We start from the raw sequence: 16,686 nt of genomic DNA, 5'->3' as shown, positions 1-16,686 counted from the left end.
CGTTTCGATGCGCGAAAGGGTCTGTTCCGCGGTCTGGACCACCCACCGGTCGCGCGTTTCGGCGTCCACCGCGTTCATGCTCTCGGGACGAATCGAGGTGTACACGAGGTCCGAATCCCCGGGCTGGAAGGTCCGCGCCTTGCCCGTCACCGCGACGAACATCGGCGGGTCGGCGCGTTCGAGGAACGCGAGCGCGTCCGGCTGGTACTGCCCGGCGTAGACGACGAAGCCGCCCGTCGGGTCCACGATGCGGGCGCGGAGCACGTCGTCGCCGACCTGCTCGATTTCGGTCAGCACGCCGACGACGAACAGGCGGTTGATGCGTGCACCCGTCGGCGTGACGACGTAGTTCGGGGCGCGCTCCTCGTCGCTGTCCGAGTGTTCGAGCGAGGCGTCGTCGTACTCGGCCGCGAAGATTCGCCACGCGACTTCCCGACGACCGACGCCGCCCTGCGAACTCATGCGTTCACCTCCGTGAGGAGGGCCTTGGCACGGTCGATCGGGTCGTCGTCCGTCTCGGCGAACTCGCTCGCTTCGAGGTTCGCACCGTAGTCGTCCACCGAGAGGTTGCCGCGGACGCGGTATTCGTGGCCGACGATTTTCTCGCGGATGGTGTCCGCGACGACTTCCTGGTCCATCGCGTCGCGCGCCTGCTGACGGGCCTTGTCGAGGCCGCCGCCGTACACCTCGGCGGTGAGTTCGTCGTCCAAAATCGCGGTGACGGTACCCGTCCCGTCGTCCACGATGGCCTTCACGCGCAAGTCGTCTTGTCCATCGACTTGGCCGTGGCTTCGGCACTGGCCTTTCTGCACGACGCGGCCGCACTCGGGACAGCGCTGGATGAGTCCCGACCCGTCGCGGACAGCGACGATGTTACCGAGGACTTCAACGTCGAACGCGCCGCCGGTTTCGACCGCCTCGCGGACGGACATGCGCGTCGCGCTATCGTTCACGTCCACCTCGCGCGCGAGGGGTTCGACCGTCGTGAACTCCGAGAAGTTGATGGACGGCACGCCGCGGAACTCGCGGACGTACACGTTGTTCACGCGAAGCGCCGCGCCTTCCGTCACTTCGTCGCGCGCTTCCCAGTCGGTGAACGGCAAGCGCGCGGACTCGTCGGCGACGACGCCGCTTTTTATCTCCGTCTCGCCGTCCCGTCCGTCGATGACCTTGTTCTCGACTTCGAGGACGGTCACTTCCAGCGCGACGCCGCGGTCCCCCGGCGTCACCTCGGCCAGCGTCGCGTCGCCGCCGACCTCGTACGGCACGTCGAGGTCGGTTTCCTCGCGCGCGACGTTGGTGCTGTCCCCGAGGTTGAGTTCCGGTTTGCCCTCCCACTCGCGGACCCCGGCGTTGCCCGCGGTGATGACCTGCCCCGCGCTGAGGTTGAAGTCGTTCCACGCGGTGTAGGATATCTTCCCCGTCTCGTCGGCGAGTTCCCCCTCGAAGATGGTCTGTTCGTTGCCCTGATAGCGAATCGAGCGCTTGCCCACCGTGAGCACCTTCGCGGTGATGGTGACGTTGCCCATATCGGTCGTCACGTCGGCGATGTCGGCGGTGGAGGGAGCAGAACTGCTACCACCGCCGTCGCCGTACTTCCGGCGAAGGCTCTGTTTGGCTTCGTCTATCGGGACGCTGTACTCGATGAGGTTCTGCAGGTCTGCTTTGACCTCCTCTTTGTCAACACCGAGGTCGGAGGCGAGCGCCTCGGCATGGTCGTCTACGTTCATCACTCGAAGTTGGAACGGGATGGATTAAAAGTGTTCGTCGTCGCTAGATGTGAGAGTGGGGAGTGAGTCGGGGAATTGGATTGGAACTCACACCAGCGACGTGAACTGAATCGACGTTTCCGTACGCACCACCGAGCGATAACCAGCTCGAATGTTCTCGTTCACCGCGAATTGTGGTTGGTGCTACTGTGATTGCAAATACCGAGCAACGATGAAGACCGCAACCGCCCCGCCACTGCGCCACGACCCTCCCCAACCGACTCCTTCACTTCGTTCAGTCGTCCCTCGCGCGGACGCACCCGCGGTGCGCCTCCGCGCGCCGTGGCGGCTGGATGGTATCGCCCAACACGTCCAACCGAGTGGCGCGCGCTGACGGGAGGACGTGGCCGACCGCTGGCTACGTCCTCCCGGCATAGTCGTGCGAGGTCTTCGTGAGTGACAAAGGAACGAACGAATGGCTCGTCAGAGCAACGCTCTGACGGTGGACGACGAGCGGTAGCGAGGAGTCGGTTGGGGAGGATGTGGCTGATGCGGTGCTGTGCTGTGCGGCCGCTGTGTCTGGGTGGAATGAAAGGGGCCGCCCGCTCGCGTTTGCGTGGTTGCTTCAGCGGCCTCTCTCGGTGAGGTGTGCAGTTTACACCGAATCGAGATGCCGCTGAACAACCGCGAGCGGGCGGGGGCTTTCAAGGAGTTCACCCCGATGGGTTCGACTGTATCAACATCGGCATCATCTCGTAGCGAACGGTGGGGGGCGTTCGAGGCGGTCTGCTTCCCAGTAACTGCAACCGAAAAAGAACCAAATTCTCCCAGATAAAGCGAACATCCTCGATCCCGTGACACCGAAAGCGGTTTTCACCGCCGAAGCGTACCCCGGAACATGCACGTGGTCGTCAACGCCGCGATGAGCGCCGACGGAAAACTCTCCTCTCGCCAGCGCGAGCAGGTCGCCATCAGCGGCGCGGACGACTTCAACCGTGTTGACGACCTGCGGGTCGAAAGCGACGCCATCGTGGTCGGCGTCGGCACCGTCCTCGCGGACGACCCGTCCCTGACCGCCGACGACGGGGCCAATCCGGTTCGCGTCGTCGCGGATTCGAAAGCCCGAACGCCGCTCGACGCGCGGGTGTTGGACGACAGGGCGGACACGCTCGTCTTCGTCGCCGAGAGCGCGCCGAACCGGAACGTCCGGGCGCTCCGGGAGGCGGGGGCGGACGTCGTGGTGGCCGGAAACGGCCGCGTCGCGCTCGGGCAGGCCTTCTCGGAACTCGAATCGCGGGGGACCAAACGGGTGATGGTCGAGGGCGGCGGCGAACTCATCTTCTCGCTGTTCGACGGCGGACTGGTGGACGAACTCCGCCTCTATGTCGGGTCGCTGGTCATCGGTGGCCGCGACGCGCCGACGCTCGCAGACGGCGACGGCTTCGTCGAACGGAAATCGTTCCCGGACCTCGACCTCGATTCGGTCGAGCGCGTGGACGACGGGGTTTTGCTCCGCTATCTGGTCTCCTAACCGCCGAAAAAACGAACCGCGATCGCTTCTATACCCTTCCTTCTATACCCAGCCGTCTTCGACGAGGAGTTCGCCGTTCAGCACGCTGGCACCGGCGGCCCCGCGAATCGTGTTGTGTGCGAGGCAGTTGTACTGGATTCCGGCGGGCGTCTCCTGCACGCCGCCGACGGCGATTTGCATCCCGTTACCAATGGTGCGGTCGAGGCGCGGTTGCGGGCGGTCCGGGTCCTCGAACACCTCGATGAGCGGGTCGGGCGCGCTCGGCAGGTCGAGGGTAGTCGCCTCCGCGAAGGCCGCTTCGGCGCTCGCCTTCGTGATTTCCTCGGAGGTTTCGGCCCACACGTTTTCGAGGTGGCCGTCGAGCGTCGGGACGCGGTTGCAGGAAGCCGCCACGTCCACGTCGTGTTGGACGATTTCGCTCCCGTCGAACGAGCCGAGGAGTTTCTTCGGTTCGGTCACCATTTTGTCCTCCTCGCCGCCGATGTGGGGTATCACGTTGTCGATAATCTCCATCGACGTCACGCCGTCGTAGCCCGCGCCGGAGACGGCCTGCAGTGTCGAGACGTGCACGCGCTCCAACCCGAAGCTGTCGAGGGCGGCGAGCGTCGGGACCATGGTGATGGTCGAGCAGTTCGGGTTCTTCACGAGCGCGCCGTCCCATCCGCGCTCGTCGCGCTGGACTTCGATGAGGTTCAGGTGGTCCGCGTTGACCTCGGGGATGACGAGCGGAACGTCGTCGGCCATCCGGCTGTTCGAGGAGTTCGAGGAGACGACGTAGCCCGCCTCGGTGAACTTCGGTTCGACGTCTGCGGCGACCCCGGAGGGAAGCGAGGAAAAGAGGAGGTCTACATCGTCCGGTACGTCACTCGGGTCGGTCGCGCGTACTTCGATGTCCCCGACGTACTCCGGAATCGGGGAGTCAATGCGCCACTTCGCCGCTTCGCGGTAGGTCTTACCGGCGCTCGCGTCGCTCGCGGTTATCGTCGTCAGTTCGAACTCGGGATGCCCGTCGAGCAGTTGAATGAATCGCTGTCCGACCGCACCGGTTCCACCCAGAATACCAACGTTGACACTCATGTGCGAACCGATAGCAGGAGTGTGCAAGTAGCTTTCGACGGTGTCGGTGTTTGCCGTGAGGCGGGCGGGGAAGACTCATATACCTAGTGACACCTCAAGAGTCGTATGGATTGGGAGTTCGTCACCTGTGAGGAGTGTGGGCAGCCGTATTCCGTCCGTGTTCGTGAGGACGGCACGTACGTCCTCCCGACCGATACGGGCGAGTGCGAGCGGTGTGGCTGTACCGAGTTCTCGCAGGTGACTGGAGTGGCCGGTGACGATTGAAACAGCTCAACGTGGTATTCGTTATCGATGAAAAGCGAGCCCGAAATGAAGGAGAGTTATTCTTTCTTGCGCGTGACGTAGCCAGCGATTCGGTTGCGGACGCCCTTCGAACCGATGTTGGTCAGCTGTTCGACGCTGTCCTTGTTCTGGTCGAAGTCCTTCGTAAACGCGCTCGGGTATCGTTCCAACAGGATGTTCCCTGTCTTTTTCACGTAGTCGGGTTTGATTGCCATACCGAACTGTTTCCGACAGCGGGCCTTAAAAGCATTCGTTCGCGTTCGCCGGGGCGCTACCGCCGAATCCGGAATCCGTCCTCGCCCTCGGGTGACGCGTAGTTAACCGTCACGTCGTCCACGTCAGCGGCGGGACTGCCCGTCTGACACCACTCGACCATCTCCTCGACTTCCGACTCGGGACCCTCGAAGACGGCTTCGACGCGCCCGTCGGAGAGGTTCTGCACCCAGCCGTCGAGTCCCTTCCCCTGTGCGGTGTCGCGGGTGTTCGCCCGGTAGTAGACGCCCTGTACCTTCCCCGAGACGAACACGTGTGCGCGGGTTCGGTCTGCCATACCGGACGTTCGAATCCGAGCCACAAAACGGTCGGGGCCATCCGACGTTCGAATCGGCGATTCTCGGAGTGGGTCACTCCTCGGACGGCAGTCGCTCGTAGGCGAGGTGTTTGACCGCCGTTCGTATCTCCTCCTTCGTGAGGTCGAGTTCCTGATAAACGAACGACCTGAGTGCGAAATACGCGCCGGTGCCCGAAACCGCCACGCCGAGGAGAAACGCGAGAAAGAAGCCGAACAAGTCTGTTGCCATGACACCACTCTCCACGGTCCGACGAAATATTTTTCCATTGAACTGTTCCACGGCGATATAATCGGCTCAACTCCGCAAGTAGTGAAACACGTACGTCTGGGCGTATCCGGCGTACTCGCCACCAAACTGCTCTCGAATCGCCCGCGAGGTGTCCCGGTACGACCCCCGGTCACAGTGCGGGTAGTGCTCCTCGATGGCGCTCTGAATCCACGTGTCGAGCGGCACGGCTTCCAGATAGCCGAGCGCGAACAGGAGCACGCAGTCGGCCACCTTGTCGCCGACGCCCACGAACGCCTCCATGGCGTCGCGGGCGTCCTCGTAGGGCAACCCCCGCACGTCTTCCGCGGTCACTTCGCCGGACGCGAGCAGTTCGGCCGACTTCCTGACGTACGGTGCTCGGTAGCCCAGTTTCAACGCCCGGAGGTCCGATTCGTCGGCCGCGGCCAACTGCGTCGGCGTCGGGAACTCGTGGTACGTCTTGCCGTCGAACTCGACGCTCTCCCCGAACCGGCGAGCCAGCGCGGTCTGCATGTCGTAGATGCGACTCACGCGCATCTGGGCCGAGCAGATGAACGAAACCAGACACGGGAAGAAGGGATCGCGGACGATTCGCATCCCGAGATACTCGTCGTAGGCGGTTTCGACCAGCGAGTCCTCGGGCGTCGCGTCGAGTATCGCGTCCAAATCGTCGTCCAGTCGGAGGAGCGAAACGAGGAGCGATTCGGCGTCGGTCGTCGATTCCCACTCCAACAGGCCGTCCCGCTGGCGGGCGCGGACGACCTCGCCGTCCGTGACGGCGTAGTACCACGCGGACCCGCCGTAGGCGTGCGTCGTCTCGTACATCCGACCGTCCTCGCGCCGCCAGAGGTAACTCTGGCCGCTCTCGACGGTCGATTGCAGGTCGAACCCACCCGGAAGGTCCTCGACGGGTATCGAACCGGTTTCCATCGGCCGGGTGTCGGCATCGAAGGCAAGCAACTCTTTCGATTCACCACGTCTCGGCCAGCACGCGTCGCCAGTTTTCGTGGGCCACCTTCGCAACGTCGTCCTCGCTGAATCCGCGTTCCCGAAGCGCCGCAAGCACCTCGGGGAGTCCGGTCACGTCGCCCACGTCGTCCGGTATCCGCGCGCCGTCGAAATCCGACCCGAGCACGACGTGGGAGCTCCCGACGCGGTCGGCGACGTACTCGATGTGGTCCACGAGGTCGGCCATGGTCGCGGTCGCCTCGGGGTTCGGTTCGTCGGACAGGACGGTCTCCAGAAAGCCGATACCGACGACGCCGTTCGAGTCGGCCACGGCGTCTATCTGTTCGTCGGTCAGATTCCGTGAGTGGGGCGAGAGAGCGTGTGCGCCGGTGTGCGATGCGACGAGGGGTGCACCGCTCGTCTCGGCGACGTCCCAGAATCCCGCTTCGGTCAGGTGTGCACAGTCGATGACGATGCCGCGCTCCTCACAGGCGCGAACGAGGTCGCGGCCCGCGTCAGTCAATCCGCCACCGACGTCGGGACTGCTCGGGTATTTCGTGGGGACGCCCGCACCGAAGGCGTTGGGGCGACTCCACACCGGACCGATGGAACGGACGCCCGCGGCGTAGAGGAAGTCGAGGTTCGAGCAGTCCGGTGCGACGCCTTCGGCACCTTCGATGTGTGCCACCGCGCCGAGGTCGCCGGATTCGAGGCAGGCGTCGAAGTCGTCGAGGGAGCGGACGACGCGGAAGTTCTCTATCTCCGCGGCGAGGCGGTGGAGCAGTTCGAGCATTCGGTAGGTGGTCGCTCGCGCGTCGTCGTGGTCCAGCGCGTCCGGGATGCGGAACTCGTAGCCGTCGTCCGTCCATCGGAGTTCGTGGTCGTCGCCGCCCGAAACGAACGTGGCGAAGAAGCCGACGCCGAGTCCCGCTTCGCGGGCGCGCGGGCGGTCGATGTGCATCTCCTCGGTGCCTCGCGTGAACGTCGCCACGGGGTCGTCGATTCCGTGCAATCGAAGGAGCGTGTCGTTGTGGCCGTCCACGACCGGTGGGAAACTCATTGCTACTGGTGTGTACGAAACGGACATAAGTGCTGGTGTGACCTGTCATGACGCCTAAAAAGGGCGAAAATTCATACTTCTGGCTGTGCAATTACCGTTGGGAGTATGAACTGTAGAGTTGTCGTCGAAGCCGCGATACCGGTATACGACGTGAAAACGCCGGACGAGGCGGTGCGCATCGCCATCTCGAAGACCGGCGAGATGCTCAATCCCGACCTGAACTACGTCGAAATAAACATGGGGTCACGAACGTCGCCGTCCGGGGAGGAACTCCCACCAGCGTTCATCGCCGCCGACGAGGCGCTCGTCGCCTTGGAGCTGGAGATGACGGTGTTCAACGTCGAGCGAGAGGAACACGCCTCGCGCATCGCTCGCAAGGAGATCGGCCAGCGGTTGGAGAACATCCCGCTCGCCGTGCTCGACGTCGAGATACTCGAAGAGGACGAGGACGAGGACACCGAAACCGACGCCGAGGCAGACACCGACGACGCGGACGAGGAGGACGATTCGGACGACGTTCTGCCCGAGTTCGAGGACCTCATCGACTGAACCGGTATCCGGGGGTCGCTGTGACGCGCTGTTCGACCGCGGCGACGAGAGATATGTCGGTCGCTATCAGTGGACGTCGCAAACCGCTTGTTTGTCGTGAACGACGCCGCTCGGGAGCGGCGGGACACAAACGATAACCGATGGGACGACCAACCAGGAGATATGACCGAATACACGACGGTTTCCATTCCGAAAGACCTCGCCGACCGCGTTGACGAGACGATAGAGGGAACGAGTTTTTCGAGTACGAGCGACCTCGTTCGGTTCCTGCTCCGCAGCATCGTCATTCAGCACCAGCGACAGGGCCGCCTGACGGAATCCGAGTTCAGCGAAATCACGGACCAACTGCGCGAGCTGGGGTATCTAGAGTAGTTCGACGGGGGGTTCCGCGTCGACGATAACGAGTTTCCGTTTTCTGCCGCTCCGATCGAACGCCGCCACCATCTCCGCGGTCCACGGCGGAACCGCGACCAACACCACCTCGTGTAAGTCGTCCGTCTGCGTGACCTCAAGGTGGCCTTGCGGGTGGGAGATAAACCTGCCCTGTGTCTGGCGAGCGGGAATCGAGAGATCCATACCGAAGACGGCCGCGACCGACCCGCCCGTGTTCGGGGGATAAAAATGGGTGAACACCGGCGTCTCCGCTTCGAGATGGTCCGCGCCGTCCAACTCCTCGGCCGGGGTGATGGCCAGCGGGACGGTCAGTTTTTCCGGCTCGGCGTCCGCGGCAAGTTCGAGGAGTGCGTCTCTCAGTCCACGGGTGAGGAAGACCACGATGGGGCATTCGTGTCGTATCGAGATAACAGCGTCGCCCAACGACAGCAGGAAGTGATAATTTAATAACTGTTTCGTTCTTACAATCTGGTGATAATATAACTCCGACAGTTCTTGGATATTTTTATTATAATGATAGAAAATTTAATATACTATCAGATATGTCGTATGGGTATGGAAGAAAACGAACTGACCACGTATCTGGCGGAGAACCCTCGTATGATCGGCGTACTGTTCGCTATCGTACTCATCCTTTCACAGGCCGGGAACGCGGCAGGTGCCGTGTTGGGCGGTTCGACTGGAACGTAAATCCGATTCTATTGATCGTTTTGTAGTAGCGTGTAGGCGAGTGAGACTCTACCCGAGCGTATCCACATCAAGGGAATAGCTCCACGTAAACCGTCCATCGAGTCGGACCGGGACATCCTCCAAAGCGAGAAGTCGAGTGAGGGTGTCCTTATCCATTGTAAGCGTACTAAGAGACCCCGATGCCAGATATGATCGGTTCGTCTCGTCCAGACGTAAATTGACGAAGGCACCGATTCCCCCCTCGTTGGAAAGATACGTGATGGGTGTCACCTCGAACCTCTCACCGTTCACCTCGATATCGAAAAGAACGGCCGCGATACTCTCGGTCTGAACGACGTTGATGCTCTCGTCTCCGACGACGGTGTACTGACCACCGATAATGCTCCTGTCGCGGGCGATGTCCAACGCCGCCCAGAGCGGGAACCCACGGTTCAACAACCGTGCCATCGTCTTGCCGACGCGAACCGCGCCGCTGTTTATGACGTCGTTCAGAGTGACGACGCCGCCGATGGCTCCCGCCTCGATGAGCGCCATTCCCTGTTCGAACGACCGGCAAGCGTTGAGGAGGAACGCTTCGACGCCGATGTAGTCGAGTTCGGCTGCGTCCAACATCCCGTCACGACAGTTGAAACCTCCCTCGTCGATGTGACCAATGTAGTGGAGAAACTGCGTCTCGGATTCGAGGACGGAACGCAGTTCGGCGACGCTCAAATCGTGTTCGACGCTCACGTCGAACGGAAGGGTTCGTCCCGATCCGTACACTTCGTCCGCGAGGTTCCGTTCCTCGTCCATCTCGCGGTCGTTGCAGACGACGGTGATGGCTATCTCCCCGTCCGTGGTCGTGCGTTCGAGTCGGTTGCGAAACGCGGTTATCGTCGCTTTGCTCGCGCCGACCGGCGCGTCGTCGCCGACCCACACCTGTTCGAGCGAGTCGGTCTGCTCCGGTTCGACGAACGTACGCGGGTTCGACGTCGTTTCCGACGTGCTTCTGGTATTCCCCCGAACGAACTGTTCGACCGCCGGTACCTGTATCGCCGACGCGGACACCTCCGTCGCTCGCGGCGTTCGAATGGCGGCGAGGTCGTCCACGAGGAACGGAAGCATCTCGACGTTAGTCGCCGTCGAGGAGACGTGCGTGGTCAACTGCCAATCGGGGACGAGGTCCTCAAGCATCTCGTAGGGAACCGTGAGGTACGTTTCCAGGCGCTCGTCCAGCGGGGTCTCGTACAGCACCGCAAAATCGAGGTCGACCGTCGATTCGAGCGTTCGGCGTTCGTGGAGGTCGATGGGATACAGCCCTTCCGTTCGAATCACGCAGTCGAGGAAGAACGTCTGTTTCAGCACCCGTTCGACCTCGCTTTCGAAATCCCGAGTGCCGCCGAGCGGGTGTTCGAAGTCGTCCGTGACGATTCGAGGGGAGTTGCCCGGAACGACCGTCGCGCCGAGGTAGTACGCGAGCGAGGCGACGGGGAAAATCGACTCGTACGTGGGCGGCACTTCGATGGTCACGCCCGTTTCGGGCGGTTGCAGGGCGTCCGGGACGCGGAGTTCGTCGCCGAGTTCGACGACCGGCGGATGCCCACGGAGCGTGGGAAACGACCGCTCACAGGTCGTCGTCTTCAACGCCGACCCGAACGTCGATATCGCCGCCATCATGTCCGTCGGGTCGCTCGTCGTCGTCACCGTTCCCGAGGGGCGTCGATGGGATGACCGCCCACCGACGACGACGGTCGTCCTCGAACCGAACCGGAACGTGATGTCCTCGAACGTCGCACCGATGTCGAGCGATTCCTCGACGTCGAGATACAGTTTGATCGGGGTACAGAGCTCGATGGTGTAGTTTCCCGACGGGAGCGCCTCGTTCGCCATCCCTCCGACGCTCGCCACCGTCTCACCGGTCTCGTCGCGGACGTGGACGGCGGCCGGTGTCGGGAGCCGAAGGCCATCGGTCGAGAGACAGACCGCGCGGTCGACGGGAAAACGAAACGAGTGAGTGTCGGCCGGGACAGGTCGAACCGCGTCGAACGTCTGAAGCGTGCACGTACGTCGTTCGATTTGGTCTCGAATTTCGATTCCGTCCGGACGGGAATCGAACGAAATAGTCACCGGATCACCTCTGCAACCTGAGGGAAAAATTCCGGCGCTCGTGGCACATACGTCGTGCATATCAAGCAAATGGTAAAAGACTATCGGCAATCTGTAATTCTTATGGTGTCACGACGATACAAATCCGCGGACGGTCTTCGCCAGCAACGAGGGGAATCGTCTGCGGGACCCGTCGAGCGCATCCGCGAGGACGACCGTGGCATCATCGAAGATACCGGGGCCATGTCCGACGAGGACCCGCTCGGGTGTCAACCCGCGGAGTTCGTTCGGGGGCAGGAGTCGAACCATCGGATGGACGCCCAGTCGCTCGCGGCCGGTTCGGAAGTAGTCCGCGGTGCCGACGGATTCGGGGACGACGAGCGTTCCGTTCGTCTCGTCGTACAGCGCGGCTTCCTGCCACGCCGGGTTATCGACCAGTCGAAGCACGCGCAGTCCGGTGTCGGCGAGCGTCGTCTCGAACCGTCGGACCGGAACCCCGCTCACGCTCCGTCGGACCCACGTCGGCAGGTACACCGGCACATCGTGTCGCTGTGCGATTTCTTTGGCATCGCGGGTGTGGCGGTCGAGAAGGACGACGACGCCCGCGACCGTTCCAAACTCGGCGAACAGGTCGTCGATGCCCGGCGCGTCGACCGGGTCGATAACCCAGACGTCGCCGTCGATGGCGAGCGCGTGGCTCGCTCGTTCCATCGTTTCCTCCGGGTGTGCGAGCCAGCCGACGCCGCCGTCCCAGCGGTCGATTTCCCGATGCTCCGTGGGGGACTCGGCTTCTTTCAGTGGCATACTCTCATTAGTCGGTCAACGCGCATAAATCGACGGGGCAACGATTCCGTCCCCCGACGGCGACAGCACTACGTGAGGTCCGTCTCCATCGACTCGACGTACTCGGCGGCGGGTTCCGCGTCGGCCCAGACGGCCTCGAACAGTTCGTTTGCCTTTCGACGTGCGCGGTCGGTCTCGACGACGAACTCGGTCTGCGTATCGTAGGACCCGTCCAGCAGCGGGAGCGAGAGCAACAGGCCGTCGTCGGTCACCGTCAGCGCGAACGAAGTATCGGCCACGCGAACGTTCAGGTCTTCGTCTACCGTGGCGTCCGTGGTCGCGAGGAGGGAGTGAAGGACGTCCGTCGCCAGTACGAGCCGCGCGTCGCCGTCCCCGTCGAGGAGCGCATCGGAGTATCGCTCGTTGAAAATGGGCGCGATGACGGACGCGGAAGTCGTCGTTTCGAGTCGCCGTTCCACCTCGCGGACGGCCCGCGACGGATGGGTGTCGGTCGCGCGAACGACGGTTCCACCGGTGAGGTCGGCAATACGAAGCAAATCGGAGGAGGGCAACGCGGTGACGTCGTGTCGTTTCCAGTAGTCGATGTCGATTCGAAGTACTCGTTCCGTCGTCCGCTGTTCGCGGACGAGCGCGGATACGACCGAGCCGATTCCGGTCGGTGCCCACCGTTTGATGCGTGGCGAGTGAATCAGCCCGCGATTTTCCAATTCCGTGAGGGCGTTGTAGACGGCGGATTCGCTCGCCAAATCCCGGTTCAACAGCGCGCGTGTCGTTTCACAACCGTCGACGATTGCCTGTAAGACTGCTGTCCGTGCTCCGGACCGGAGAACGTACTCGGTGAGGGACTGTTGGTGCTCCATGGCGGCAGTTCCCTGTACACCCATTGGATTCTTTTCACTATCGTTCTTGGGCAACTGGCTATCAAATTCCATATCAATTGGAGCAATCTACTCAAAATGCAAATTTCTGGCATCTAGAATGGAATTTTTATATACCGTTGGTGTATTTTTGCCGATTGGGCCACCCTGTGGTCCCCCCTGACGTACATCACGAACGGTGATACCCCACCGTTTCCCTCCGAGGTGCAGGCAGTTCTCAGAGTCTGCTCGTATCGATTTCGATACCGGGTGGCGAGATGATGAGGAACTTCCGAAAGTGCACCAAATTTCCGCCCTGTTTTTTCACCGCCGGTGCGAGGTCGGCCGCGAGTTCGGTGAGGTCGCCGTCGACCGCGAGGACGAGGACGTGTCCGCGTTCGACTGCATCGAGGCGTTCCGCGATAGCCGTGGTCCCGTCGAGGACACCGAGGATGACGCGCTCGTTCTCGTCGAATTCGATCTCCTGTTCGGCCGCCTGTAGGTCCAAGTCGAACCCCGAATCGTTCATGCCGGTACCTCTCATCCCCCGAGAAAAATCCTTGCCTTGGTTCGGTTCAGTTGTCGTATTCGCGCTTGAACCCGCGGAACTCCGTGCGGTGGGCCTCCTCGTCGGCGAGGATGGTGACACCGAGGTCTTCAGTCACGGGGTCGTCCGCATCTCGCGCCGCTGATATGACGTTTCGATACGTCGAAATGGCATCCTCCTCCGCTTCGAGGACGCCGTCGATAACCGACAGGACGTCGGTGCTGTCTTCCGGCGGTTGCAAGCCTTCCTGCCGCGCCTCGAAATCGTAGGACGCCGGTGGCCGCTCGTCCAACTGTTTGAGCCGTTGGCCGATCATCTCCGCGTGCCCCAACTCCTCCTGAATATCCGTCTCCAGGCTCTCTCGTACCTCTTCCGCGCTCACGCCTTCGAGGACGATGGAGTTCGTCAGGTAGTTCATCACGGTTTCTATCTCGTCGCTGTACGCCTTTCGAAGGAGGTCCGTTACTTCATCGTTCGTCATCGTTTGGGAGTACGACACGAACCCTCCTTACGATTGTGGCGAACGAGGGTGGCAACGGTTGCCTCGCACACAACGGTTATATACCTTGGCACATATTAGCACGGTAGCGATGGAACAGCATGGCAAACATTCGCATACGAACGTTGCGAGCGGCGTTGTCGTCGGCTCGATTCTCATCGTAGGGGTCTGACCCCTACACATTCATACCATCGAATCCTCGAATCGATACCGAATAGAGCCGACCGTGCAACGTACTGCGAACCACCGAAACCGAGATGAACGACACCAACGACCGATACATGACGGACGAAAACTCGACACGACGACCGACGAACCGAGACCGACCGAAAAAGACGATGGCGGACGTCAGCCACACACCGCCCTACGAAGCGCCGGACGCGAACCGCGTGTTCGAACGCGGCGGCGAGCTGCTGACTGACGAACGCCGTCCCTGAGAGCACCTGAATCGGAAAAAGAGACCGCCTGGTTTTTCTCCCGTTCCCCCATTTCCTGTCTGACCCGGTCCCCCGTCCCCCAGTGTCGACGCCGTGCTCAGCGGATCGGTTCTCGGCCGCCGACGGGTTTGGACGTGTCGACGAACTCAGCCCGCGCACCGCCCTTCTTGACTTCGGTCGCCGTCATACATTCGAGGCATCCGAAGACCTCGTTCTCGTTGTTCCCGAACACGCGGGCGAAATCGCGGGTCACGAAGGAACCGCAACTTCGACATCGGTTTTCGGCCACAGTGTCGCTTCCACTGGCAATCTGGCTGTTTGTCGTTGTCATGCTGAACCTCGTCGGTACGACTAACATCAGTGTGGGTACTTTGTTATCCGGTGACTGTCGGGGCGAAACCAACCACTGTCGTCTGGAAAGACAACTCTACGATTCCGGTAACGACCGGTTACTCGGGCGATACGGCGGACTTCTCCATTCGAGAAGACCGTAACGACGGCGGGAAATTCGGACCGGCCTATGCTTTAATGATTGTCCAAGGGGTAGAGAACATCGATGCCCAAGATAACACTCGACGAGGAGACCGTCTCCCGCCTCGACAGCCTGCGCGTCGAAGACGAATCCTACGACGAGATCATCAACGAACTCATCAACATCTACGAAGCGGAGGAGATGACGCTCTTCCACGGTGGCGACTATTCGAGCGACTGAATCGCGTCAGTCATCGCGCCGAGCGAGAACCGTCTCACCCGCGCGCACGCGCTGACCTTTTCTTACTTCTACGTCCGCCGCGTCGAACGACGCCGGGAGGAGCACGTCCGCTCGACTGCCGAACGCGATGTGGCCCAATCGCTCTCCCCGCGCGAGTTCGTCGCCCGATTCGACGTACGGATGGATTCGCCGGGCGAATGCGCCCGCAATAAGCGTCAGATCGCACGTCGAAAGGCCGATGTGGACCTTCTCGTTGTTGTCCGACTCCTTGCTGAACGCGGGACGGTGGGTACCCGGTTCGTGTTCGACCGATTCGACGCGCCCCGACAGCGGCGCGCGGTTGACGTGCACGTCCGTCACGTTCATGAACACGCCAACTCGGACGCGGTTTCCTTCCTCGCGGATCACCGAGACGCGGCCGTCCGCGGGCGAGAGGACGCCGTTCGACGGCGGAGAACGGTCCGGGTCGCGGAAGAAGAGCAGGACGGCACCGCCGAGCGCGAGCGCCGCGAGCGTGGCGAGCGGCGAGAGCAATCCGAGCGGCCCAGCGAGCAGGAACGGCGGCGCGGCGTATCGCCACGCGCCGGGTGCGACCTCCATCACTCCTGAACCGCACTTCTGACGCGCGCCCACTTCCCGGTCGATTCGAGGCGCGTCTGGAGTTCGTCGGCGTACCGTTGTGCCAACCCCTCGGCCGCGGCGAGTCGCTCCTCGTCGACGCCGCTTCCGCCACCGCCGCCCAGTCCGAGCGCATCCTTGACCGACCCGAAGACGCCCCGTCCTTCCTTCTTGGACGACTTGCCCGTCATGGAGTTCATCTGCGACTGGATGTTCTCCATCTCGGGCATCACCTGTTTCACCTTGCTCGTGTCGGCGACGAGCTTCGCGCGCTCGTCGTCCTCGGGGTGTTCGATGTCGAACTCAACCGCGGTCATCACCAGTCCCCATTCCTGGCGCGAGAATTGGGAGTCGGCGACTTCCTGTGCGAACTCCCTATCGACCGCCATCCTGTCCCCCACTATCATGTCCGTCCACCGTTGTCCGCTCATAGGTGACAGTGATATGGCGCGAGACTTGGTAGTTTCGTCTGCGCGAACGACGAACCGGACGGACCGTCGAGAGGAGACGAGACCTGCCGAAGATGGCGAAAACACGCCAGTAGGGGGTTCCTACGGTCGGTAATTCGGTTCGTAATGGCTGCTTTCCGACGGGAGACGTGTCGAAATCAAAACGCGGGAGAACGGAGCTGTGCGGGTCAGTCGTAGGGATAGCGCGCCTGATTGCCACAGTCACACGTAATGACGACGTGGCCGTCCTGTAGTCGGACCCGTGCGTTCTTTCCGGGACGAAGATAGGCGTCGCAGGCATCACACGTGAATCGTTTGAACTGCTGTGGGAGCGAAAGGCGGTGTCGCTCGGCGATTCGTCTGGCGAGGCGGACGTACTCCCGCGCTCGGTCGTCGTTACACTCTGCGGTGGCGTCCCGTGCAAGTACTTCGAGACGCTCTATTCGCTCTTGAGCTACTGTCATTCGGAATGGGGGGTGGGGGGTTTCCGGGGCGAGACAGGACAAGGATAGAAATCGTTCCTGTATTGCCCCATGCGAGTCATGCTCGTATGGGAACAAATACTTTGCGGTCGTTCAATGAGTCCTTTCCGAAAGGAGTAATTGGGCGCTATGCCATTTC

The 16,686-nt window shown here is 62.0% G+C and carries 26 protein-coding genes; 8 read left to right on the top strand and 18 right to left on the bottom strand.

Annotated elements, in window-relative coordinates; genetic code table 11:
- Both BG842_RS12300 and BG842_RS12295 read right to left on the bottom strand, forming a co-directional pair.
- On the bottom strand, nt 1-462 hold a 462-nt coding region (locus BG842_RS12300; RefSeq protein ID WP_394327474.1), incomplete at its 3' end, for an RPA family protein.
- Entirely contained in the window at nt 459-1,730 is a 1,272-nt protein-coding gene (locus BG842_RS12295) for a Single-stranded DNA binding protein (RefSeq protein WP_069450953.1), read from the bottom strand. The genes BG842_RS12300 and BG842_RS12295, both read right to left, overlap by 4 nt.
- A 211-nt stretch (nt 1,731-1,941) precedes the next feature.
- On the opposite strand from BG842_RS12295, the gene BG842_RS29850 reads away from it, so the two are divergent.
- Together BG842_RS29850 and BG842_RS12290 are read left to right on the top strand one after the other, a co-directional pair.
- Nucleotides 1,942-2,103 carry a hypothetical protein gene (locus tag BG842_RS29850; protein WP_175424140.1) on the top strand — a complete coding sequence of 54 codons (162 nt, stop codon included), beginning with the start codon at nt 1,942-1,944 and terminating at the stop codon, nt 2,101-2,103.
- Between the two features lie 504 nt (nt 2,104-2,607).
- A complete protein-coding gene (locus tag BG842_RS12290) occupies nt 2,608-3,240 on the top strand; it encodes a 2,5-diamino-6-(ribosylamino)-4(3H)-pyrimidinone 5'-phosphate reductase (protein WP_069450952.1) in 633 nt (210 codons plus the stop codon).
- 42 nt (nt 3,241-3,282) lie between these two features.
- On the opposite strand, the gene asd is transcribed toward BG842_RS12290, so the two are convergent.
- On the bottom strand, nt 3,283-4,317 hold the full coding sequence (asd, locus tag BG842_RS12285) for an aspartate-semialdehyde dehydrogenase (RefSeq protein ID WP_069450951.1): 1,035 nt from the start codon (nt 4,315-4,317) through the stop codon (nt 3,283-3,285).
- Between the two features lie 105 nt (nt 4,318-4,422).
- Between asd and BG842_RS29845 the strand changes: the two genes are divergently transcribed.
- On the top strand, nt 4,423-4,581 hold the full coding sequence (locus BG842_RS29845; RefSeq protein WP_007982612.1) for a hypothetical protein: 159 nt from the start codon (nt 4,423-4,425) through the stop codon (nt 4,579-4,581).
- A gap of 56 nt (nt 4,582-4,637) precedes the next feature.
- On the opposite strand, the gene BG842_RS12280 is transcribed toward BG842_RS29845, so the two are convergent.
- From BG842_RS12280 to BG842_RS12260, 5 genes are all read right to left on the bottom strand, one after another.
- A complete protein-coding gene (locus BG842_RS12280; RefSeq protein ID WP_007982611.1) occupies nt 4,638-4,814 on the bottom strand; it encodes a 30S ribosomal protein S17e in 177 nt (58 codons plus the stop codon).
- Between the two features lie 56 nt (nt 4,815-4,870).
- Nucleotides 4,871-5,149 carry an acylphosphatase gene (locus BG842_RS12275; RefSeq protein WP_069450950.1) on the bottom strand — a complete coding sequence of 93 codons (279 nt, stop codon included), beginning with the start codon at nt 5,147-5,149 and terminating at the stop codon, nt 4,871-4,873.
- Nucleotides 5,150-5,222: 73 nt separating this feature from the next.
- On the bottom strand, nt 5,223-5,399 hold the full coding sequence (locus BG842_RS29840; RefSeq protein WP_007982609.1) for a hypothetical protein: 177 nt from the start codon (nt 5,397-5,399) through the stop codon (nt 5,223-5,225).
- A 66-nt stretch (nt 5,400-5,465) separates the two neighbouring features.
- The gene (locus tag BG842_RS12265; RefSeq protein WP_069450948.1) at nt 5,466-6,347 is read right to left on the bottom strand and encodes a DNA-3-methyladenine glycosylase; all 882 of its coding nucleotides are present in this window, start codon (nt 6,345-6,347) and stop codon (nt 5,466-5,468) included.
- 40 nt (nt 6,348-6,387) lie between these two features.
- Nucleotides 6,388-7,425: a dipeptidase gene (locus BG842_RS12260; RefSeq protein WP_069450947.1), complete on the bottom strand. Its 1,038-nt coding sequence runs from the start codon at nt 7,423-7,425 to the stop codon at nt 6,388-6,390.
- Between the two features lie 105 nt (nt 7,426-7,530).
- On the opposite strand from BG842_RS12260, the gene BG842_RS12255 reads away from it, so the two are divergent.
- Together BG842_RS12255 and BG842_RS12250 are read left to right on the top strand one after the other, a co-directional pair.
- Nucleotides 7,531-7,974: a DUF555 domain-containing protein gene (locus BG842_RS12255; RefSeq protein ID WP_069450946.1), complete on the top strand. Its 444-nt coding sequence runs from the start codon at nt 7,531-7,533 to the stop codon at nt 7,972-7,974.
- A 162-nt stretch (nt 7,975-8,136) separates the two neighbouring features.
- Nucleotides 8,137-8,346 carry a ribbon-helix-helix domain-containing protein gene (locus BG842_RS12250; protein ID WP_007982604.1) on the top strand — a complete coding sequence of 70 codons (210 nt, stop codon included), beginning with the start codon at nt 8,137-8,139 and terminating at the stop codon, nt 8,344-8,346.
- Here the strand turns inward: BG842_RS12250 and BG842_RS12245 are convergent.
- Entirely contained in the window at nt 8,338-8,748 is a 411-nt protein-coding gene (locus BG842_RS12245) for a hypothetical protein (RefSeq protein WP_007982603.1), read from the bottom strand. The two genes, BG842_RS12250 and BG842_RS12245, sit on opposite strands and share 9 nt — an antisense overlap.
- Nucleotides 8,749-8,922: 174 nt before the next feature.
- On the opposite strand from BG842_RS12245, the gene BG842_RS32525 reads away from it, so the two are divergent.
- Nucleotides 8,923-9,057, top strand: coding sequence for a hypothetical protein (locus tag BG842_RS32525; protein WP_256388528.1), 135 nt, complete (start codon nt 8,923-8,925; stop codon nt 9,055-9,057).
- 48 nt (nt 9,058-9,105) lie between these two features.
- On the opposite strand, the gene BG842_RS12240 is transcribed toward BG842_RS32525, so the two are convergent.
- From BG842_RS12240 to BG842_RS12220, 5 genes are all read right to left on the bottom strand, one after another.
- Nucleotides 9,106-11,163: a hypothetical protein gene (locus BG842_RS12240; RefSeq protein ID WP_069450945.1), complete on the bottom strand. Its 2,058-nt coding sequence runs from the start codon at nt 11,161-11,163 to the stop codon at nt 9,106-9,108.
- A 108-nt stretch (nt 11,164-11,271) separates the two neighbouring features.
- Complete coding sequence (locus BG842_RS12235; RefSeq protein ID WP_069450944.1) at nt 11,272-11,946, bottom strand: hypothetical protein; 675 nt, start codon at nt 11,944-11,946, stop codon at nt 11,272-11,274.
- 68 nt (nt 11,947-12,014) lie between these two features.
- Nucleotides 12,015-12,806, bottom strand: coding sequence for a winged helix-turn-helix domain-containing protein (locus BG842_RS12230; RefSeq protein WP_069450954.1), 792 nt, complete (start codon nt 12,804-12,806; stop codon nt 12,015-12,017).
- Nucleotides 12,807-13,041: 235 nt separating this feature from the next.
- A complete protein-coding gene (locus BG842_RS12225; RefSeq protein WP_069450943.1) occupies nt 13,042-13,332 on the bottom strand; it encodes a DUF5779 family protein in 291 nt (96 codons plus the stop codon).
- A gap of 46 nt (nt 13,333-13,378) precedes the next feature.
- On the bottom strand, nt 13,379-13,831 hold the full coding sequence (locus BG842_RS12220) for a ferritin-like domain-containing protein (protein ID WP_026177724.1): 453 nt from the start codon (nt 13,829-13,831) through the stop codon (nt 13,379-13,381).
- A gap of 275 nt (nt 13,832-14,106) precedes the next feature.
- On the opposite strand from BG842_RS12220, the gene BG842_RS12215 reads away from it, so the two are divergent.
- Complete coding sequence (locus tag BG842_RS12215) at nt 14,107-14,286, top strand: hypothetical protein (protein WP_069450942.1); 180 nt, start codon at nt 14,107-14,109, stop codon at nt 14,284-14,286.
- Between the two features lie 97 nt (nt 14,287-14,383).
- On the opposite strand, the gene BG842_RS28845 is transcribed toward BG842_RS12215, so the two are convergent.
- Complete coding sequence (locus tag BG842_RS28845; RefSeq protein ID WP_139136109.1) at nt 14,384-14,617, bottom strand: hypothetical protein; 234 nt, start codon at nt 14,615-14,617, stop codon at nt 14,384-14,386.
- A 225-nt stretch (nt 14,618-14,842) separates the two neighbouring features.
- On the opposite strand from BG842_RS28845, the gene BG842_RS29835 reads away from it, so the two are divergent.
- Entirely contained in the window at nt 14,843-14,998 is a 156-nt protein-coding gene (locus tag BG842_RS29835; RefSeq protein WP_007982592.1) for a hypothetical protein, read from the top strand.
- Between the two features lie 6 nt (nt 14,999-15,004).
- Here the strand turns inward: BG842_RS29835 and BG842_RS12210 are convergent, their stop codons facing one another.
- The 3 genes from BG842_RS12210 to BG842_RS27545 all read right to left on the bottom strand — a co-directional run bounded on the left by BG842_RS12210 (nt 15,005) and on the right by BG842_RS27545 (nt 16,529).
- The gene (locus tag BG842_RS12210) at nt 15,005-15,598 is read right to left on the bottom strand and encodes a protein sorting system archaetidylserine decarboxylase (protein WP_069450941.1); all 594 of its coding nucleotides are present in this window, start codon (nt 15,596-15,598) and stop codon (nt 15,005-15,007) included.
- Entirely contained in the window at nt 15,598-16,047 is a 450-nt protein-coding gene (locus tag BG842_RS12205; RefSeq protein WP_018128708.1) for a DUF5799 family protein, read from the bottom strand. Before BG842_RS12205 ends, BG842_RS12210 begins: the two co-directional genes overlap by 1 nt.
- A gap of 206 nt (nt 16,048-16,253) precedes the next feature.
- Nucleotides 16,254-16,529 carry a ribonuclease P protein component 4 gene (locus BG842_RS27545; RefSeq protein WP_018128709.1) on the bottom strand — a complete coding sequence of 92 codons (276 nt, stop codon included), beginning with the start codon at nt 16,527-16,529 and terminating at the stop codon, nt 16,254-16,256.
- Nucleotides 16,530-16,686: the final 157 nt, after the last annotated feature.

The sequence above is a fragment of the Haladaptatus sp. W1 genome (assembly GCF_001723155.1).
In the GTDB taxonomy this organism is placed as follows: Archaea; Halobacteriota; Halobacteria; order Halobacteriales; family Haladaptataceae; genus Haladaptatus; species Haladaptatus paucihalophilus.
This window is presented reverse-complemented; position numbering and strand designations above follow the sequence as displayed.

What these genes read in the sequence shown, in the direction of transcription:
- BG842_RS12295 (WP_069450953.1), bottom strand. Translation starts at nt 1,730, where the DNA reads ATGAACGTAGACGACCATGCCGAGGCGCTCGCCTCCGACCTCGGTGTT.
- BG842_RS29850 (WP_175424140.1), top strand. Translation starts at nt 1,942, where the DNA reads ATGAAGACCGCAACCGCCCCGCCACTGCGCCACGACCCTCCCCAACCG.
- BG842_RS12290 (WP_069450952.1), top strand. Translation starts at nt 2,608, where the DNA reads ATGCACGTGGTCGTCAACGCCGCGATGAGCGCCGACGGAAAACTCTCC.
- asd (WP_069450951.1), bottom strand. Translation starts at nt 4,317, where the DNA reads ATGAGTGTCAACGTTGGTATTCTGGGTGGAACCGGTGCGGTCGGACAG.
- BG842_RS29845 (WP_007982612.1), top strand. Translation starts at nt 4,423, where the DNA reads ATGGATTGGGAGTTCGTCACCTGTGAGGAGTGTGGGCAGCCGTATTCC.
- BG842_RS12280 (WP_007982611.1), bottom strand. Translation starts at nt 4,814, where the DNA reads ATGGCAATCAAACCCGACTACGTGAAAAAGACAGGGAACATCCTGTTG.
- BG842_RS12275 (WP_069450950.1), bottom strand. Translation starts at nt 5,149, where the DNA reads ATGGCAGACCGAACCCGCGCACACGTGTTCGTCTCGGGGAAGGTACAG.
- BG842_RS29840 (WP_007982609.1), bottom strand. Translation starts at nt 5,399, where the DNA reads ATGGCAACAGACTTGTTCGGCTTCTTTCTCGCGTTTCTCCTCGGCGTG.
- BG842_RS12265 (WP_069450948.1), bottom strand. Translation starts at nt 6,347, where the DNA reads ATGGAAACCGGTTCGATACCCGTCGAGGACCTTCCGGGTGGGTTCGAC.
- BG842_RS12260 (WP_069450947.1), bottom strand. Translation starts at nt 7,425, where the DNA reads ATGAGTTTCCCACCGGTCGTGGACGGCCACAACGACACGCTCCTTCGA.
- BG842_RS12255 (WP_069450946.1), top strand. Translation starts at nt 7,531, where the DNA reads ATGAACTGTAGAGTTGTCGTCGAAGCCGCGATACCGGTATACGACGTG.
- BG842_RS12250 (WP_007982604.1), top strand. Translation starts at nt 8,137, where the DNA reads ATGACCGAATACACGACGGTTTCCATTCCGAAAGACCTCGCCGACCGC.
- BG842_RS32525 (WP_256388528.1), top strand. Translation starts at nt 8,923, where the DNA reads ATGGAAGAAAACGAACTGACCACGTATCTGGCGGAGAACCCTCGTATG.
- BG842_RS12235 (WP_069450944.1), bottom strand. Translation starts at nt 11,946, where the DNA reads ATGCCACTGAAAGAAGCCGAGTCCCCCACGGAGCATCGGGAAATCGAC.
- BG842_RS12230 (WP_069450954.1), bottom strand. Translation starts at nt 12,806, where the DNA reads ATGGAGCACCAACAGTCCCTCACCGAGTACGTTCTCCGGTCCGGAGCA.
- BG842_RS12225 (WP_069450943.1), bottom strand. Translation starts at nt 13,332, where the DNA reads ATGAACGATTCGGGGTTCGACTTGGACCTACAGGCGGCCGAACAGGAG.
- BG842_RS12220 (WP_026177724.1), bottom strand. Translation starts at nt 13,831, where the DNA reads ATGACGAACGATGAAGTAACGGACCTCCTTCGAAAGGCGTACAGCGAC.
- BG842_RS12215 (WP_069450942.1), top strand. Translation starts at nt 14,107, where the DNA reads ATGAACGACACCAACGACCGATACATGACGGACGAAAACTCGACACGA.
- BG842_RS28845 (WP_139136109.1), bottom strand. Translation starts at nt 14,617, where the DNA reads ATGACAACGACAAACAGCCAGATTGCCAGTGGAAGCGACACTGTGGCC.
- BG842_RS29835 (WP_007982592.1), top strand. Translation starts at nt 14,843, where the DNA reads ATGCCCAAGATAACACTCGACGAGGAGACCGTCTCCCGCCTCGACAGC.
- BG842_RS12210 (WP_069450941.1), bottom strand. Translation starts at nt 15,598, where the DNA reads ATGGAGGTCGCACCCGGCGCGTGGCGATACGCCGCGCCGCCGTTCCTG.
- BG842_RS12205 (WP_018128708.1), bottom strand. Translation starts at nt 16,047, where the DNA reads ATGAGCGGACAACGGTGGACGGACATGATAGTGGGGGACAGGATGGCG.
- BG842_RS27545 (WP_018128709.1), bottom strand. Translation starts at nt 16,529, where the DNA reads ATGACAGTAGCTCAAGAGCGAATAGAGCGTCTCGAAGTACTTGCACGG.